Genomic DNA, 18,750 nt, shown 5'->3' with positions numbered 1-18,750 from the left:
CTGCCCGTGGCCCGGGCTCTCCTGTTCATGGTCCCAATGCGCCCCGTGACGCAAGGTTCCGTTGCTGGCCGACACGGGCGTCTTGCGCGCGTCGCCGCCGCAATCGGCGGGCGCGGAACGGCACCGTTCAGATACCGCTTTGATACCGTCAAGATACCGACGTTGAAAATCGGCCATTTCAAGGCCTTATGCCGCCCCGCCCCGACAATGCCGACGTGCCGTCCAGAACCGGCATGCAGAAAGGGCCGCCCTGCTATCAGGACGGCCCTTCACGAGATCAGGAGGTGGTTCGGTTAGGCCCAAACCAACCTGTCAGGATGTTCAGCCAAGGGCTGCCTCAGCGACTATCCCTCCAGGCTGTTCCGACACCTTTCTCCAATACCTCATTAGACACTAGAGCACCTCCTTTCTGACTGTTTCCAATGACTTCAGCCTCGCATGAAGCTGTTAAAAGTCAAAGAAAATCACGCAGCAGGAGTCAGCTTTTTCGCGATAATTGCCCGGAAAGGCAGCAAAGCGATCAGCGCCAGCGTCATCTTGACCATCCAGTCGGCCATGGCGAGCGATACCCAAAGCGGTACATCCGGCCCAAAGTTCAGGAAGGGCGCGTGGCCCCAGGCCCAGCTGATCTCCGCATCGGCATTTTCGCCAAAGAAAGCAATGAATTGCGCGAATCCGATGGTAAAGAAGATCACCGTATCCAGCGCCGATCCGATGATCGAACTGATCAGCGGGGCGCGCCACCAGCTGCCTTTCCGCAGCCGGTCAAAGACCGCCACGTCGACCAGCTGGGCGATCAGGAACGCAAAGGCCGATCCGACCGCGACGCGCAGCGCCACCGCCGCGTAAGTATAGCCGTCGCCTTGCAAAATGATCTGCGTGCCGATCAGCGAACACAGGATTCCGGTCAGGAAACCGGCCAGAATGACCCGACGTGCGGCGGCCGGGCCATAGATCCTGTTCATCACGTCGGTAACAAGAAAGGCGAAGGGATAGGTAAAGGCCCCCCAGGTGAGCAGGCCGTCCAGGATCAGGAACTGAACCAGGATGTTGGAGGCCACGACGATCGCGGCCATGGCAAGAATGCCAGGAATATGAAGACGTTGCATGTTTGATCCGTTTTTTAGACAAGGTCGCGGAGACTTGTCCCCAGAGCGGGGAATTGGCGGCGTTTACCGGCTCGGCCCCAGTGAATCAAGGGAAATCTCGATCATGGCCGAGTCGAGGAAGGGCAGAAAATTGTTGTCCGACACGAGGGTCAGTCTGATATGCCCCTGGGGGTCACGCCAGGCCGACAGGCCTTCGAAATTGGCGCGGCGGTAGGCGTCGGTGTGCCAGATCACCTTGCCCGGGTCGGCCGGGTCGTTCAGATCGAACCGCCTGATCTGATTGGAGAATCCGACGCCGAAGGCACGTTCGAGCAGGTACAGCGCGCCGTCGGGTCCGAAGTCCGCGCCGACCGGGCGAAAGCGGTCGACCAAGGCGATATCGCGCACCTTGCGCCAGTCGCGCCCCTCAAGTTTCCAAAGCGGGACATGAGTGCGCTGTGCAATCGGCGTTTCGGGCAGGGTATAGAGGGCGCCGCTGTCATCGACGGCAAGCGCCTCGTACCGGCCGTTTTCATGCAATTCATCGGTCTCGGGGGGAGGGCGGACCCATTTCGTCCGCCCATCGTCCTGCAACCGCCAGACCGAATCCTGATGTTCCAGCGAAATGGCCAGCGATCCATCCTTGGCCTGCGCCAGACCTTCGCTGTCACCGGCGCCAACGGGGGCCGGCTTGCCGTTGGGGCGCACGAAATCCTGCCGACGCTCGACGATTGCATCGACCAGCTTTCCCTCCGTTCGAGCCAGGCGCCCGAACACCAGAAAACTTCGGTCGCTCAACGCGATAAAGCGTGTTCCATCCGCGCTGACTTCAAGGCCGGACAGGCCGCCGATCTTGGCCAGATCAGACCGCACGGGCACGATCGCAATTGGGGTGCGATCCTCTGATGCGGTCAGAACCGCACCGCAGGACACGCCGGCCAGAACTGCTCCCCCAACCGCGATCAGCGCGATTGCAGTACGGAGACGCATTGCGCGGGCAGGTCGGCCAGTGTCAGCTGGCGTTTCGGTTTCGGGGGCGGCGCATTCGGGTCGCGCGGTTTGGGCGGCGGTGGGTTCAGGATATTGTTGACCCAGGTCTGCGCCTCGTCACAGCCGTCGCCGGGCGGCGGCGGGTTTTGCGGGGTGCAGCCGCTCATACCTCTGGGGCAGGCGAGACGAACATGAAAATGGTCGTCATGGCCATACCAGGGCCGGATCTTGCGCAGCCAGGAACGGTCGCCTGTCGCCGTCTTGCACATCTGCACCTTGCCGCCGGGAAACAGAAAGATCCGCTCGACCCTGGGGTCGCTGGCGGCGGCTTTCAGCAGCTCGGTATATTGCGGCGTCCAGTTGCCGTTGACGGCGGTGTTGCGATTGCGCGCCACCGAAATGGTCGAGATCCGTTCGCGATCCGGGCGGCTCAGGCTCATGTTGCCGCCGGGCAGCATCCAGATATCCGCGTCCAACCCCATCTGGTGCGACGCATGGCCGGATCGCATCGGACCGCCGCGCGGTTGCGAAAGATCCCCGATGTAAATGCCGTTCCACCCGGGCAGCTGCGCCGCCTGTCCCGCCAGTTTTTCAAGATAGTCCACCAGCTCGGGGTGGCCCCAGTTGCGATTGCGCGACAGGCGCATCGCCTGCCAGCCGGGGCCGGTTTCAGGCAGTTGCACCGCGCCTGAAATGCAGCCTTTTGCATAACTGCCAAAGGGTTGCGATGGCTGCGACGATGCAAAGGGCATCGCCCCGAACAGATCGCGGGCTTCCTTTCCCGACAATTCGGGCGGCACCGCCTGCCGGGTCACGGTATCGGCCCGGTCGCTGGCCATACAGCCCACGAGGGTGGTCACAAGGATCGTCGCAAGGGGGATCAGTCGGGAAAGGCGCATCAGGTCAGCGGGTCTCCATCAGGTTTCACCCAAGCTAACAGGACCAAACCAAAGAGGAAAAGGAAAACCAGCGGCGTGATCCCGATCTGCTGAGACCCGCTTATCGCTGTCACGATTCCGATCAGTGTCGGCGCGATGAACGACGTGGCCTTGCCCGCCAGAGCATACAGGCCGAACCCTTCGGTCATGCGATCGGGGCGGGCCTGTCGTACCATCATCGTGCGGCTGGCCGACTGGATCACCCCACCTGCCGCGCCAATGATGGCGCCGATCACAAAGAACGCGATGTCCGGCAGGGACGATCCGGGCGGAACCCCGAACCACAGCACGTTGACGGGTGAAATGGTAACGGTGACGATGGCGACCAGGGTCAGCAGCAGGATACAGACCCGGATGACCGCCTTGGGCCCCCAGATCGCATCCGCATACCCTCCAAGCCAGGCAAACAAGGCACCCGAGATGATGGCGATGATCCCGAATATCCCGATTTCGGTCACGCTCCAGCCCAGCACGCCCGAGGCATAGATGCCGCCAAAGAAATACATCCCGTTCAGCGCGTCGCGGTACATCATCGACGACCCCAGATAGGCGAACAACGATGGCGTTCTGGGCAGGTCGCGCAGGGTGGTGCCAAGGTTGCGCAGGGCCGCGGGTACCGCACCCTTCTGGGCCCTTGCCTGTTTCGGGTCGTGCACGAAGGCAAAGAACGGGATCATGAAAACAACGTACCAGATCGCCGTCAACGGGCCGACGGCGCGTGTGCCTTCGCGGGTGGTGGCATCCAGGCCGAAAATCGGATCGATACCGATCAACGTCTTGCCGGTGCTGGCATTTTCGGCCAGCAGCGTCAGCATGATGACCAGCGCGATCAGCCCGCCTACATATCCGAAGGCCCATCCATTGCCGCTGATACGACCGATGTCTTCGCGCGGGCCGAGGTCGGGCAGCATCGCGTTGGTAAAGATGGTGGCGAACTCCATCCCTATCAGGCCGATGGCGAAAAAGAACAACGTCTGATGCAGGTTGAAATCGCCCGGCGCGGCGAACCACAACATTGCCGATCCGATGATATAGAGGGCCGAAAAGAACCAGATCCAGCGCAGACGCTGACCGGATACATCGCTGATCGCCCCCAGGACCGGCGCGAGGATGGCAATGCAAAACCCGGCGGCGCCGATGCCAAAGCCCCAGGCAGATTGGGCTGCCGCCCCGTCGCCCATCAACTCCTTGACGTAAGGCGCAAAGATAAAGGTCAGCAACAGCGTGTTGTAGGGCTGGCTGGCCCAGTCGAAAAAGAACCATCCCCAGATGCGTTTGCGCATTGTCCGTCCCCACCTGTCGTTTGCAGGGATATGACTTTGATTGGCCGGGCCGGGCAAGCCAATCCTGTGCCGCCGGGTCAATTTGCCGACGGGCGTGTCCGACCCGACGCGGTGTGTGGGGCCGCTGCACGCCCGGTCAGGCGCTGCGCGCCGGCGGCCAGTCCCTCGCATCCTCGGCATCGAACATGGCGCGCGCCCATCCCGGCAGGGTGATCGTGGTGCCGGTTCCGCCCAGTGCGGCGATCACCTCGTCCGTGGGCACCAGCTTGCGATCCCGGATGATGCCGGTGCGGATGACGCCATGGTTGGCGCAGGTGCCGTCTTCGGTCCACATGCTCTGCTCGATGTAGATGAACTTGCTGTCCCATCCCATCAGGCGCGTCTGCATTTCGATCTTGGTGAACAGCGTCAGACGCTTGCGATAGCGCACGACGCTGCCCGCGACGGTCAGACCCCAGCCCTTTTCCCGCAGGACACGGTTGAAACCGCAGCGTACGGCAAAGGGGATGCGCCCCAGATCGTACAGCGTCAGGGTGCGTCCGTTGTTCAACTCCATCCACGGGTCAATGTCGCCCGGCCAGATCCGGTGGAAGGAAACATGGGTCTCGTGGATGGCCAGTGGTCCGGCCTTGCGGACCCGCAGCATTTCCATCGCAAAGCGCAGATAGGGGTACATTCGGCTCTCCTTTGCTGCGTTGCTGCGGTGCCGCATGGACAACGTCAACCAGAACCTTGCGTCCGACTTGCGTATTTGGCCTTGGCTGCTTACCTAAGTCCGGCTGTCAAACTCGGAGAAAACGCCCATGCAATCACTGTTGATGATCATCAACCTCGTCCTCAACGTCGTCTGGTTCTTCGTCATCGCCCATGTGATCATGAGCTGGCTGATTTCCTTTCAGGTGCTCAACACCCGCCAGCAGTTCGTGGCGCAGATCTGGTACGGCCTGAACCGGATCCTGCAACCGCTGTATGACCCGATCCGCCGGATCCTGCCGCCGATGGGCGGTTTCGATCTTGCACCGCTGCTTGTCCTGCTTGCGATCATGGCGCTGCGCATCGTGATTTCGAACAATATCGGGTATATGTACTGATCCTTCGCGCACCATCTTGCGGCGGCTGACCTTGTCGGCCCTCGCAGAGTGTGGGACAACCGCCGCATGGGGCCCTCGATGGCCCGGCGGCAACTGACACAGGATGACAGGCGAACATGGCAGAGGCAGAGGCGCTGCTGCGCGATGTATTCGGGTTCGATGCGTTCCGCCCCGGCCAGGGCGAGATCGTCGAAGCGGTCGCAGCGGGCCAGAACACCCTCGCCATCATGCCCACCGGTGGCGGGAAATCCCTGTGTTTCCAACTGCCTGCCCTGTTGCGCCATGGCGTCACGGTGGTCATTTCCCCCCTCATCGCCCTGATGCGCGACCAGGTTCGTGCGCTGCGCGCCGCCGGGGTCGAGGCCGGAGCCCTGACCTCCGGCAACACGGACGAGGAAACCGAGGCCGTCTGGCAATCGCTCGAGGCGGGCACGCTCAAGCTGCTCTACCTCGCGCCCGAACGCCTCGCCTCGGGGGGCGCGATGCAGATGCTGCGGCGCATCAACGTGTCGCTGATCGCCGTGGACGAGGCGCATTGCGTCAGCCAATGGGGCCATGATTTTCGCCCCGACTACCTGCGCATCGGCGAGCTGCGCGAAATGCTCGACGTTCCCGTCGCCGCCTTCACCGCCACGGCGGACGAGGAAACCCGCGCCGAGATCGTCATCCGCCTGTTCAACGGCGTCCAGCCTACGACCTTCCTGCGCGGTTTCGACCGGCCAAACATCCACCTCGCCTTTGCCGCCAAGAATTCCCCCCGCAAGCAGATCCTGACCTTTGCCGCCGCCCGAAAGGGCCAGTCCGGCATCGTCTACTGCGGCACCCGCGCCCGCACCGAAAGCATTGCGCAGGGTCTGCGCGATGCTGGCATGGCCGCGATTCATTATCACGGCGGGATGCAGCCAGACGACAGGCGTGCCGCCGAGCTTCAGTTCCAGCAGGATGACGGCCTGATCGTCGTCGCCACCGTCGCCTTCGGCATGGGCGTCGACAAGCCCGACATCCGTTGGGTCGCCCACTCGGACCTGCCCAAGTCGATCGAGGCCTATTATCAGGAGATCGGACGCGCCGGTCGCGATGGCGCCCCCGCTGAAACGCTGACCCTGTTCGGCCCCGACGATATCCGCCTGCGCCGCACCCAGATTGACGAAGGCATGGCTCCGCCCGAACGCCGCGCCGCCGATCACGCCCGCCTGAATGCCCTTCTGGGCCTTGCCGAGGCGCTGACCTGCCGCCGTGCGACGCTGCTGAAATACTTTGGCGAAGACTGTCAGAGCTGCGGCAATTGCGACCTGTGCGACAGCCCGCCCGCCACCTTCGACGCGACCGAAGCGGTACGCAAGGGCCTCTCGGCGATCCTGCGCACCGGCGAATGGTTCGGCGCGGGTCACTTGATCGACATCCTGACCGGCACCGAAACCGACAAGGTGCGCGAACGCGGTCACGACCAACTGCCGACCTATGGCGTTGGAAAAGAATACAAAAAGACCGAATGGCAGGCAATCTTCCGTCAGATGATGGGCCTCGACCTGATCCGCCCCAATGGCGAACGCCACGGCGCGCTGTTCATGACCGAAGCCGCCCGTCCGATCCTGCGCGGAGAAGACCAGATCCTGTTGCGCAAGGACAGCCTTGCTGCCGCCAGCAAGGACCGCCGACCGGCCGTGCGCACGCTCGTGTCCGAAGAGGACGAGCCGCTGCTCTCGGCCCTCAAGGCCAAGCGCCGCGCGCTGGCCGAGGAACAGCGCGTCCCCGCCTATGTCGTTTTCAATGACAAGACGCTGATCGAAATGGCCCAGACCCGGCCGCAAAACCTCGATGAAATGGCCGGGATCTCGGGGATCGGCGCCAAGAAGCTCGAAGCCTACGGCGCGACCTTCCTGTCCGTCATCGCAGGCGAGGTCGCGGCCCTGCATCCCCAGCGGCGGCGCCTTGCGGGGCGCGACGCGGGCACCTTGTTCGACCGCCTGATGGCGGTTCAGACCGACCTGGCGCGTGGGCCGGATGGCATCGACAAACCGCTGACCTGCTCGCAGTCGCTGATTGCCAAGGTGGCCGAGACCCGCCCGAAAGACACAGCCGCGCTCAGCCGCATTCTGGGCGAACGGCGCGCCGAACGCTTCGCGGATGCCTTTCTCGAGGTGCTGCGCGACGGCGTTTGACGGCCCCCGCGCATCCGCTACATACCGACCCTCCCGCAGACGACATACCACAGACCGAAGGATTGAACATGCTGACCGTGATTTCCCCCGCCAAACGCCTGGACTGGGCCACGCGCGATCAGCAGACGACGACGCCCGTCTTTGCCGACGAAAGCCGCAGCCTGGCCGCCACCATGCGCCAGAAATCCATCAAGGATCTGCGCGACCTGATGAGCCTGTCCGAAGATCTGGCGCGCCTGAACCGCGACCGCTTCCGGGATTTTCAGGATGATCCTGCACCCGATGCCCTGCGTCCGGCCGCGCTGGCCTTTGCAGGCGATACCTATCAGGGTCTTGATGCCAACAGCCTGGACGCAGAGGAGCTGAGTTTTGCGCAGGACCATCTGCGCATCCTCTCGGGCCTGTACGGTGTGTTGCGCCCGCTGGATGCGATCCAGCCCTACCGGCTGGAAATGGGCACCCGCCTCAAGACGCGGCGCGGCAGCAACCTCTATCAATACTGGCGCGATGCCCCCGCCAGGGCGCTAAAGACGCAGGCCGAGGCGATCGGCACCGACGTTCTGGTGAACTGTGCCAGCCAGGAATATTTCGGCGCGGTCGATCTCAAGGCGCTTGGGTTGCGGTTGATCACGCCGGTTTTCCTCGACGTCTCCAAGGGCCGGGAAAAGGTGATCAGTTTCAACGCCAAACGTGCGCGGGGTGCGATGGCCCGCTACATCATCACCCACCGTCTGACCGCGCCCGACGGGCTGCACGATTTCGATACAGGCGGCTATATCTATCAACCCGACAGGTCCACGCAGGACGAGATGATCTTTCTGCGCCCGGCACAGCCCGATTGAGTCCGGGGGCGGAACACTGGCCGTTCCGCGCTGCCGCATCCCGTGATTGCCGCATCAACTCTCAGCCCTTCGGGATCGGCCTGTGCGCTGACCGCCGCTCCGGCCCCGCGTTAGCGCCCGGTTTTTGCGGCGCGGCGCATGAACACCGGCAGGGCGGCCTGCGCGGCCTCCTGCTCCGGCGCGTCAAAGCTTTCGTCGCCGTCCACCGGCAGGGCCATGTCGATCACCGCCTCCGGGTCCGATGTCGCCGGATCGGGCGCTGCCTCTGACAGGCTGTCGCTACGGGTCCCCTGGGGGGCTTCGGGATGCGCGGCCGCGTCTGCCGGTGTGTCCGCGTGCGTGGCGCCAGACGCTGCGCCCGCTGGCATCTGCTTCACGTGAAACGGCGGGTGCAGCCCGGCAGGCGTCAGGGCTGCCAACCTGTCCAGCACATCCGCCTTGCGCAACGGTTTGGCCAGATAGTGGTCGAGCCCGGCGGCAAACACCTTTTCTTCGTCATCTTCCATCGCGTGCGCGGTCATCGCCACGATCGGCACCCGCCGGTCACTGCCCGCTTCGGCCGCCCGAATGCGCCGCGTCGCCTCTTTTCCGTCCATCAGCGGCATCGAGATATCCATGAAGATCACGTCCGGGTCAAAATCTGCATGGGCCTGAACCGCCTCGATTCCGTTGTTGGCAAAGCGCAGTTCGACATCCGCGCTCGCCAGGATCTTTTCGAAAACCAGCCGATTGGTCCTGTTGTCCTCGGCGGCCAGCACCCGGCAGCGGCGTCCGCCCGTCGCGGCCTGCGGCTGCGGTTCCACGTCTGGCGCGGTGCGTTCGACCACCGTATCGGCATTCAGCGTGCGCAGCACGCGAAACAGATCGTCCCGCAAGGTGGGGCGTTGCAGGATCGCGTGCAGATGCCGGCGGGCCGGGTCCATCTCGGCGAAATGCACCGCCGGGCTCAACAGGATGATCGGCACCGTGCTGCCAGTCTCGCGGATGGCCTCGGCCAGCTCCAGCCCGTCCATCGCTTCCATGTTGTGATCTGTCAGGACCAGCGTGATGCGATCGTCCAGCAGGGCCAGGGCCTCTGCCCCGGATTGGCACGACACGGTCTCGGCCCCCAGCAATTCCAACTGTTTTTCCAATATGGAGACGTGCAGCGGGTTGTCATCCACGACCAGCACGCGCCCAAGGCTTGGCACCGGCTCCGGTTCGGCATGCCCATCCTCTGCCGCGGGCAGCGAAATCCGAAACCCGAAGGCCGATCCTTCGCCCAGGGCGCTGTCGACCCAGATCGTGCCATCCATCAGGCGGATCAACCGCTGCGAAATCGCCAGGCCCAGCCCGGTGCCCTCGAACTGGCGGGTGCTGTCGCTGTCGATCTGGGCGAATTCGCCAAAGATCATGCCCACCTTTTCCGGCGCGATGCCGATGCCGGTGTCCTCGACCGTGACGGTCAGGTTCACCGCGCTGCCATTGGGGCAGGGCAGGGCCAGCACCCGGATCAGCACATGCCCGTGGGCCGTAAACTTTACGGCATTTCCGATCAGGTTCGTCAGCACCTGCCGAATGCGTCCGGGATCGCCGACAAAGCTGGTCGGCGTGAACAGGTCGTAATCGATCAGCAGGCTCAGGTTCTTTTCACGGGCGCGCGGTTGCAGCAGCAACAGCACCTCGTGAATACAGCGTTCCAGATCGAAGGGGCGCGGATGCAGCACCAGCTTTTCCGCCTCGATCTTGGAATAATCCAGCACATCGTTGATGATCTCCAGCAGGGCCTCGCCCGAACTGCGGATGGTTTCGACATAGACGCGCTGTTCCTCGCTCAGACCCATGTCGACCAGCAGGTCGGCCATGCCGACGACGCCGTTCATCGGCGTGCGTATTTCGTGGCTCATGTTGGCAAGAAAGGTCGATTTCGCCCGATTTGCCGCCTCTGCCCTCTGGCGGGCTTCGCGCAGGCGGCGTTCATAGCGCACCGTACCGGTGATGTTCAGCGCCAGCGTCACGACATCGCCGTCATGGCCCTTCTGATCCAGCAGCTTGACGTATTGTCCGTTCCAAAGCCGGATGACGCGCGGATCGGGGTTCGGCATGTGCCAGCGCGCCAGCATCCCCTGCCGCCAGGTCTGTGGCGCATCCTCTCCGATGTCGACCACGCCTTCCTCGGTCGCCAGTTGCAGCATTCGGATGTAGCTGACGCCGGGGCTGACCTCGGTCAGGCCGTCAAAGATCATCATCCAGGCGTTGTTGGCTGCAATCATCCGCCCTTCGGCATCCCAAAAGGCGAATCCGTCGCGGATCGTCTCGATCGACAGCCACAATCGCCGCTCGGCCACTTCGATGCGGTGATTTGCGGCGCTCAGGTCGGATTTTACCCGCTCATGCTCGCTCAGCACCGTCTCCACCTCGGCCCGCTTTTCGTGGATCTGCTCTGACAGATGCTTGGCGTGGCGGCCGAGTTTGCGGTTCGCGGCCTGCAACTCGGCCTGTTTCTGCTCAAGCAAGCGTTCCGCAGCGAGGCGCGCGCGCCGCTCCTCTGCCAGTTTGCTTGCCAAGGTCATCCGGGTGTTCTCCGTAGCGGTCCTGTTGCGGACCCGTGCCAGAGACTCCCGGTTTTGAATGAAAAATCCGTTTAGGAATTAGGGCCAACCCAAGGAAAACTTGCCGCCATACCCGCTGTCGTGCGACCTTGGCCCCATCCCGGCAGGAGACGTCACATGCCCCGTATGCTTGCAGTCGCGCTGGTCGCAGCCTCCACCCTGTTTGCCACCTGCGCCGTGGCTCAGGACCAGACACCGCAGGTCGGGCAGGGCACACCGGCGTCGATCGTGCCCGCCAAACGCTTTGTCGTCAGCGCGAATACCGATTTCGCCGGCTCGGACCTGCAACAGATCTTCGACACCTCGCTTCAGGCCTGCCGGGCGGCCTGCCTCGACAACGACCAATGTGTCGCGCTGACCTTCAACGCCCGCAACAATTCCTGCTTTCCCAAAAGCGGCGTGACCGGGACCACACCCTTTGACGGGGCGATGTCCGCACGGGTTGTCCCGGTTGGGCCTGACCTGCGCGCGCGTGCCGAAACGGCCGCGCAATCGCTTGCGTTCCTGGGGGCCGACACGTTGGCCACTGCCGGCACCTTCGCCCGCGATCTGCCCTGGACACGCACCAGCGGCACCGCCTCCGCCGGTGATCTTGCGGCAGATGCGGACCTGCGCGCCGATAACGGCGACCTCGCCGGGGCGCAGGCCTCGATGGCCAGCGCCGCTGCAATCTCCGACGCGCCCGGTCATTGGGCCCGGTTGGCCGCCTATACCCTGGCGTTCTACAATCAGGATCCCGGCCCGCGGGGCGACCTGCCCGCGCAGGCCCTGTCGGCGGCGATCAACGCCTACCTGCGCAGTGACGACGTCCCGACCACGGCGGATGCGCTGATCCTGATGGCCGATGCGCTGATCCCCATGGGCCGGGGCCGTGACGCAATTCCGGCGCTGCGCCTGGCGCAAGACCTGCGCCCGACGGATGCCGTCGCGGCGCAACTCGACCAGGCCATTGGTCTCTATGGCTTTCGCATCACCGGCAACACGGTCGAAAGCAATCTGGCCAGCCCGCGCATCTGCGCCGACTTTTCCGAACCCCTTGCGCTGGCCGGTGTCGATTACACCCCCTTCGTGCGCCTGCCCGACCCGTCGATGGCGGTCGAGGCTGACGGCAACCAGATTTGCCTGACCGGCGGCACACATGGTGAAACCTATGCCGCGACCTTTCGTCAGGGCCTGCCCGCGCGCAGCGGCGAGGTGCTGCAAAAAGACGTCGACCTGCGCTTTTATATCCCCGACCGCGACCCCTCGGCGCGCTTTCCCGGTCGTGGCTATGTCCTGCCGCGCGCCACTGATGCCGCCCTGCCCATCGACACGGTCAACGTCGCCGCGGTGGATCTGACCCTGTCCCGCATCTCGGACCGCACGATCGTCCGCGCGGTGCAGGACAGCTATTTTGGCCGCGATATCGAAGCTTACGAGCTGGATGATTTTTCGACCAAGATTGCCGAACAGGTCTGGACCGGCACGGCCGAGGTCCGCTCCGAACGCAACCAGACCATCACCTCGCGCCTGCCGATGGGCGAGGCGCTGGCGGGTCAGGCCCCCGGCGTCTATACCCTGCGCGCGGCGGTGCCCGGTTCCGATCCCTACGATATACCGGCCGCGACGCAATGGTTCGTGCTGACCGACCTGGGGCTGACCACGATGCAGGGCACCGATGGCCTGACCGCCGTGGTGCGCGGCCTGAACGATGCCGGTGCCCGCGCCGATGTGACGCTCAGCCTGCTGTCGAATGCAAACGAGGTACTGGCCACGGCCACCACGGATGACCGGGGCCTTGCCACCTTTGCCCCCGGCCTGCTGCGCGGCACGGGCGGCGCGGCCCCGGCGGCGATCCTGGCACAAAAGGGCGATGATCTGTCGTTCCTGTCGCTGACCGGCCCGGCCTTCGACCTGTCGGACCGGGGTGTCGAGGGGCGCGCGCCCTCGCCCGCCGTCGACGTCTTTCTCGCCACGGATCGCGGGGCCTATCGCGCGGGCGAGGTGATCCATGTCACCGCCCTCAGCCGCGACGCTGAAGCAAAGGCAATCGAGGGGCTGCCCGTCACCGTCATCCTGTCGCGCCCGGATGGTGTGGAATATGCCCGCCAGACCTCGGCCAAGGGTCAGGCCGGTGGCCATGTCTTTGCCTTTCCCGTTGGTCCCACGGTCCCGCGCGGCACATGGCGTATCGCGGTGAAATCCGACCTCGACGCCCCCGCGCTGGCGTCCCAAACCGTCCTGGTCGAGGATTTTCTGCCCGAACGCCTCGATTTCACCCTTGATCTGCCCGACGCTCCGCTGCCCCTTGCCAGCCCCCAGGCCCTCGCGATCGAGGCGCGCTATCTGTTCGGTGCCCCCGCCGCCGATCTTTCGGCCTCCGGCGATTACGCCCTGCGCCCGCTTGACACGCTGCCGGGTTTCCCCGGCTACCACTTCGGTCTCTACGACGCGCAAGGCGACACAACGCGCGACTATGTCTCGCTCGATCCGACCGACGCCGAGGGGCGCACCGCGACAACCCTCTCCTTCGACAGCTACGCCCCCAACGTCGCGGCCCCGGTCGAACTGACCGCCACGCTGCGCGTGCAGGAAGGCTCCGGTCGCCCGGTCGAACGTCGCATCACCCGCATCATGACGCCTGACGACCCGATGATCGGCATCCGTCCCGTCGCTGATGGCGTGGTCCCGCAGGGGGGCGAGGCCAGCTTTGACCTCATCGCGCTCGACGCCGCGCTTCACCGCACCGCGTTGCCCGTCCACTACACCATCAACCGCGTCACCACCCGCTACCAATGGTACCGCCAATACGGCAACTGGGAGTGGGAGGCCTTCACCACCCGCGCCCCCGTGTCTGAGGGCGACGTGACGCTCGGCCCCGACCCCGTCACCGTCTCGGCCCCCGTCGACTGGGGCCGCTACGAGATCGTGGTTGAGAGCACGCAGACCCCGACCGCGGCGGCCAGCATCGATGTCTACGCCGGCTGGTACGTGCCCGCCGATGCCACGACGACGCCCGACATGCTCGACGTGTCGCTGACCGCTGATCGTTTCGCCATCGGGGATACGGCGACGCTGCGCCTCGTGCCGCGCTATGCCGGCACCGCGCTGGTCTCGGTCCTCTCCAACCACCTGATCGACATGAAGATCGTCGAGGTGACAGAGGGCGAAAACCTCGTCGACCTGCCGGTCACCGAAGGCTGGGGCGCGGGGGCCTACGTCACCGCCACCGTCCTGCGCCCGATGGATGTCGCCGCCGGGCACAACCCGGCCCGCGCCCTCGGCCTCGACTATGCCCCCGTCGATCCCGGCGCCAAGGCCCTGTCGGTGCGCATCGATGCGCCCGAAACCTCCAACCCGCGCGGCCCCCTTGCGGCGACGGTGCATGTCGACGGCCTGACCGCGGGCGATACCGGCTACGTCACCCTTGCCGCCGTCGACCTCGGCATCCTCACCCTCACCGGCTTTGAAACACCTGACCCGCAGGCCCACTACTTCGGCCAGCGCCGCCTCGGGGTTGAACTGCGCGATCTCTACGGTCGCCTGATCGACGGGCTTCAGGGCGAAATGGGCCGCGTCCGCTCGGGCGGCGACGCCACCAACCGCGCCGCCATGGACAGCCCGCCGCCCGATCAGGACCTTGTCGCCTTCTTCTCCGGCCCCGTCACCGTCAATGCCGACGGCACCGCACAGGCCAGCTTCGACATCCCCGCCTTCAACGGCACCGTCCGCCTGATGGCCCTTGGGTGGAGCGAGACCGGCGTAGGATCCGCCCAGTCGGACGTTCTGGTGCGCGATCCGGTCGTGGTCAGTGCCTCGTTGCCTCGCACTCTCGCCCCCGGTGATCAGTCGCGGATGCTGCTTGAGATCACCCATGCCACCGGCCCGACGGGCGTGATGGGCCTCTCCGTCACCTCCGATACCCTCAGCCTCGGCGATGTCCCGGCGCAGGTCACGCTGGACGCGCAGCAGAAAACCACCCTCTCGGTGCCGATCCTGGCGCAGCAGGCAGGCGACAACATTGTGCAGATCGCCCTGACGACGCCGGATGGCCGCACCCTCAGGCAATCGCTGACCCTGCCGGTGCGCCGCAACACCCCGCAGGTCGCGCAAACCCGGCGCTTTTCGTTGGCCCCCGGCGCGACGTTCACCCTGAACGCCGACGCCTTCGACGGCTTCCATATCGACACCGCCTCGGCCACGCTCTCGGCCGGGCCGCTGGCGCAGCTCGACGTGCCCGGCCTGCTGGCCCAGCTGGCCCGCTATCCCTACGGCTGCACCGAACAGGTGACGTCGCAGGCGATGCCGCTGCTCTACCTCTCCTCGATCACCGACCAGATGGGCCTCGTCCCGCAGGCGCAGGTCGACACACGCCTTGCGCAGGCCGTCGATCAGGTCCTTGCCCGCCAACAGGCCAACGGCGGCTTCAACCTCTGGTCAGATACGGCGGGGGGCGGTTGGCTCGACGCCTATGTCACCGATTTCCTGTCGCGCGCCCGCGCGAACGGCATCCACGTGCCCGACCTCGCCTTCCGCCGCGCCCTCGACAATCTGCGCAACCAGGTGAACTACGCCCCCGATTTCACGCGCGATGAAAACGACGGCGGCGAGGCGCTGGCCTATCAACTGCTGGTGCTGGCCCGCGAAGGCGAAGCGCAGATGGGCGACCTGCGCTATTACGCCGACACCAAGGGCGGCGATTTCGCGACGCCGCTGGCGATGGCCCAGATCGGTGCGGCGCTGGCCACCTACGGCGACACGGCCCGCGCCGACGCCATGTTCGCCCGCGCCGGTGCCCTGCTGCGTGCCGACCTCACCGGCCCCGAACCCCAGACCCTTCGACCCGACTTCGGGACCCACCTGCGCGACGCCGCCGCCGTTCTGACGCTGGCGGCCGAGGCCGGCAGCAACGCGCTTGACCGCCCCGGCCTGATCTCGCAGATCGGGGGCGAAACGGCCCCCCGCTCGACGCAGGAAAGCGCATGGACCCTGCTTGCCGCGAAATCGCTGGTCAGTGACCCTTCCGTCGCGGGCCTCTCGGTCAACGGTGCGCCCGCACAAGGGCCGATGGTGCGCGTGATGCAAGGCGACGCGATGCAGCCCGTCACGGTCACCAACACCGGCGCCACCGCGACCGACCTGACCCTCACCACCCTCGGCGTTCCCGATGGCCCGGTGGCGGCGGGCGGCGAAGGCTACGGGATCACGCGCCGCTATTATACGCTCGACGGTCAGGAGACCGACCCGGGCGGCCTGCACTCCGGCGACCGCCTGGTGACGGTGATCACGGTCACGCCCTTTGCTGACACCGGCGCGCGCCTGATGGTCAACGATCCGCTGCCCGCCGGATTCGAGATCGACAACCCCCGCCTGCTGTCCTCCGGTGACGTGGCCGCCTTCGACTGGCTGAAAACCGTGACCCCGGAAATGAGCGAATTTCGCAGCGACCGCTTTCTCGCCGCACTCGACTGGCGCTCTGCCGACCCCTTCACGCTGGCCTACGTGGTGCGGGCGGTGACGCCGGGCGATTACCTGCACCCGGCGGCCTCGGTCGAGGATATGTACCGCCCCCGCTACCGCGCCCGCACCGACGAAGGCCGCGTTTCGGTCACGCCATGACGCGCGACAGGACGAGGCGTGATTGGCGCGGCACGCTGGTTGCCCTGTCGGTCGCCGCCCTGCTGGCGCTGGCCGCTGGGCGCGATGCGGCGGACACCTGGATCGACGCGACCGTCCTGCCGCCGCTGCACCCCGCCACGGCGGTCGAAATGCGCGCCGCCGACGGCAGCCTGTTGAGCGCCTACATGGTCGATGACGGGCGCTGGCGGCTGGCGATGTCCGGCCCCGCCGATCCCCTCTACCTCAGGATGCTGGTCGCTTATGAGGACCGCCGCTTTGCCACCCACCACGGGGTTGATCCCCGCGCCATGGCCCGGGCGCTCTGGCAGATGCTGACGAACGGTCATGTCGTGTCCGGTGGTTCGACCCTGACGATGCAGGTCGCCCGGCTGCTTGAGAAGGGCAGCACAGGCCGCTGGTCGGGCAAGCTGCGCCAGACCCGCGTCGCACTGGCATTGGAGCGGACGCTTTCCAAGGATCAGATCCTCGACCTCTACCTGACCCTCGCGCCAATGGGCGGCAATATCGAAGGGCTGCGCGCCGCCACGCTGGCCTGGTTCGGCAAGGAGCCGACGCGCCTGACCCCCGCCGAAGCTGCGCTTCTGGTCGCCCTGCCGCAGTCACCCGAGGCCCGCCGCCCCGACCGCGCGCCGCTTGTGGCACAGGCGGCGCGTGACCGCGTGCTGACCCGCATGGCGCAGGACGGCGTGATCTCCACCGACACCGCACGGGCTGCAAAAACCGACAGGATACCGACGCAACGCCGACGCTTTCCGGCCCTCGCTCCGCACCTCACGGATCGCGCCCTGGCCGCGCATCCCGACCTCGCGCGCCAGACGCTGACGATCGAGGCACCGCTGCAAGCCGCGCTCGAATCCCTGGCCGCAACGGCGCTCGAGGGTCGCAAATCTCAGCTCTCCCTGGCCATTCTCGTGGCCGATCACCGCGACGGTCGCATCCTCGCCTCCGTCGGGTCGCGCGGATTCTCCGATACAGGTCAAGGGTTTGTCGACATGACTCAGGCTCTGCGCTCTCCCGGTTCAACGCTCAAGCCACTGATCTATGCCCTGGCCTTCGATCAGGGTCTTGCGCACCCTGAAACCCTGATCGACGACCGCGCCACCGATTTCAACGGCTACCAGCCCACAAACTTCGATGGCACCTTCCGCGGGCCGGTCCGGGCCACCGATGCCCTGCAACTGTCCCTCAACCTCCCCGCCGTCCTCCTCACCGAAGCCCTCGGTCCCGCCAACATCATGGCCGCGCTCCGCCGCGGCGGCCTTGATCCTCACGTCCCGGGCGGGCAGGCCGGACTGGCCATTGCCCTCGGCGGTCTGGGACTTTCATTGCAGGACCTGGTGCAGCTCTATGCCGGACTCGCCAACGACGGCCATGCGCATCCGCTGTACTGGCAGGCTGAGGCCGCAGTACAGCAGCCGCTTCGGATCACGGCTTCCGCGTCCGCCTGGCAAGTGTCGCATATCCTCTCCGGACTCGCGCCTCCGGCGGGCGCACCGTTGAACCGGCTGGCCTACAAGACCGGAACCTCCTATGGGCATCGCGATGCCTGGGCAATCGGCTTTGACGGTGCGCACGTGATCGGCGTCTGGGTCGGTCGCCCGGACGGGACCCCTGTTCCCGGCGTCTTTGGCGGCGACACGGCAGCGCCGGTCCTCTTCGAGGCATTTCAGCGGCTCAAACCCACCCTGACACCGCTTCCGCCTCCGCCACCAGAAACGCTACTGGTCGAAGGTTCGAAACTGCCGCTGCCCTTGCGCGAATTTCATCGCCGCAGCATCGGCCTCTCGGTTGAGCGCGACGCACCGGAGCTGGTTTTTCCTCCGGACGGCGTAGCGTTGGATGCAATGCCCGAAGGGTTGCCCGTCAGGGTGCGCCAAGGAAAACCGCCTTTTACCTGGCTGGTCAACGGCACGCCTGTTGTGATTGGCTCGCGCCGCAGCGACGCCATCTTGTCCGCCATGGGACTAGGCTTTTCCGAGGTAACGGTGGTCGACGCCAATGGGCGTTCGGATCGCGCCAACGTGCGACTACAATGATCTTGTGAAGGAAGAAGGGGCTCTGCCCCCGCCTGCGGCTCCCCCGGGATATTTCCAACAGGGAAACATGGCGAGGCAGGCTCTTTGTCATCTGGCCGAAAATACCCCGG

General features: G+C 65.4%; 11 protein-coding genes. 5 read left to right on the top strand and 6 right to left on the bottom strand.

The window, feature by feature from the left end; genetic code table 11:
• Positions 1-464 precede the first annotated feature (464 nt).
• The 5 genes from DL237_RS02475 to DL237_RS02455 all read right to left on the bottom strand — a co-directional run bounded on the left by DL237_RS02475 (position 465) and on the right by DL237_RS02455 (position 4,975).
• The gene (locus DL237_RS02475; protein WP_119397444.1) at positions 465-1,109 is read right to left on the bottom strand and encodes a queuosine precursor transporter; all 645 of its coding nucleotides are present in this window, start codon (positions 1,107-1,109) and stop codon (positions 465-467) included.
• Between the two features lie 63 nt (positions 1,110-1,172).
• Positions 1,173-2,078, bottom strand: coding sequence for an esterase-like activity of phytase family protein (locus DL237_RS02470; RefSeq protein ID WP_119397443.1), 906 nt, complete (start codon positions 2,076-2,078; stop codon positions 1,173-1,175).
• Positions 2,051-2,977, bottom strand: a complete 927-nt coding sequence (mepA, locus tag DL237_RS02465) for a penicillin-insensitive murein endopeptidase (RefSeq protein ID WP_119397442.1) — start codon at positions 2,975-2,977, stop codon at positions 2,051-2,053. The genes DL237_RS02470 and mepA overlap by 28 nt, the downstream gene beginning before the upstream one ends.
• Positions 2,977-4,470 carry an MFS transporter gene (locus DL237_RS02460; RefSeq protein WP_325048623.1) on the bottom strand — a complete coding sequence of 498 codons (1,494 nt, stop codon included), beginning with the start codon at positions 4,468-4,470 and terminating at the stop codon, positions 2,977-2,979. The genes mepA and DL237_RS02460 overlap by 1 nt, the downstream gene beginning before the upstream one ends.
• Positions 4,436-4,975, bottom strand: a complete 540-nt coding sequence (locus tag DL237_RS02455; RefSeq protein ID WP_119397440.1) for an acyl-CoA thioesterase — start codon at positions 4,973-4,975, stop codon at positions 4,436-4,438. The genes DL237_RS02460 and DL237_RS02455 overlap by 35 nt, the downstream gene beginning before the upstream one ends.
• 127 nt (positions 4,976-5,102) lie before the next feature.
• On the opposite strand from DL237_RS02455, the gene DL237_RS02450 reads away from it, so the two are divergent.
• The 3 genes from DL237_RS02450 (at position 5,103) to yaaA (ending at position 8,394) form a co-directional block, all read left to right on the top strand.
• Entirely contained in the window at positions 5,103-5,390 is a 288-nt protein-coding gene (locus DL237_RS02450; RefSeq protein ID WP_119397439.1) for a YggT family protein, read from the top strand.
• Positions 5,391-5,506: 116 nt separating this feature from the next.
• Positions 5,507-7,552 (top strand): DNA helicase RecQ, encoded by a 2,046-nt coding sequence (recQ, locus tag DL237_RS02445; RefSeq protein WP_119397438.1) that lies wholly within the window; start codon positions 5,507-5,509, stop codon positions 7,550-7,552.
• A gap of 68 nt (positions 7,553-7,620) precedes the next feature.
• Positions 7,621-8,394 (top strand): peroxide stress protein YaaA, encoded by a 774-nt coding sequence (gene yaaA, locus DL237_RS02440; protein WP_119397437.1) that lies wholly within the window; start codon positions 7,621-7,623, stop codon positions 8,392-8,394.
• Between the two features lie 110 nt (positions 8,395-8,504).
• Here the strand turns inward: yaaA and DL237_RS02435 are convergent, their stop codons facing one another.
• On the bottom strand, positions 8,505-10,946 hold the full coding sequence (locus DL237_RS02435) for a response regulator (protein WP_119397436.1): 2,442 nt from the start codon (positions 10,944-10,946) through the stop codon (positions 8,505-8,507).
• Positions 10,947-11,102: 156 nt separating this feature from the next.
• Here DL237_RS02435 and DL237_RS02430 point away from each other — a divergent pair, with 156 nt between their 5' ends.
• On the top strand, positions 11,103-16,583 hold the full coding sequence (locus DL237_RS02430; protein ID WP_233544837.1) for an alpha-2-macroglobulin family protein: 5,481 nt from the start codon (positions 11,103-11,105) through the stop codon (positions 16,581-16,583).
• On the top strand, positions 16,580-18,640 hold the full coding sequence (gene pbpC / locus DL237_RS02425; RefSeq protein WP_119397435.1) for a penicillin-binding protein 1C: 2,061 nt from the start codon (positions 16,580-16,582) through the stop codon (positions 18,638-18,640). The genes DL237_RS02430 and pbpC overlap by 4 nt, the downstream gene beginning before the upstream one ends.
• Positions 18,641-18,750: the final 110 nt, after the last annotated feature.

This window comes from Pseudooceanicola sediminis (genome assembly GCF_003575965.1).
GTDB lineage: Bacteria > Pseudomonadota > Alphaproteobacteria > Rhodobacterales > Rhodobacteraceae > Pseudooceanicola > Pseudooceanicola sediminis.
The sequence above is the reverse complement of the archived record's forward strand: the minus strand, read 5'-3'. Positions and strand labels throughout refer to the sequence as shown.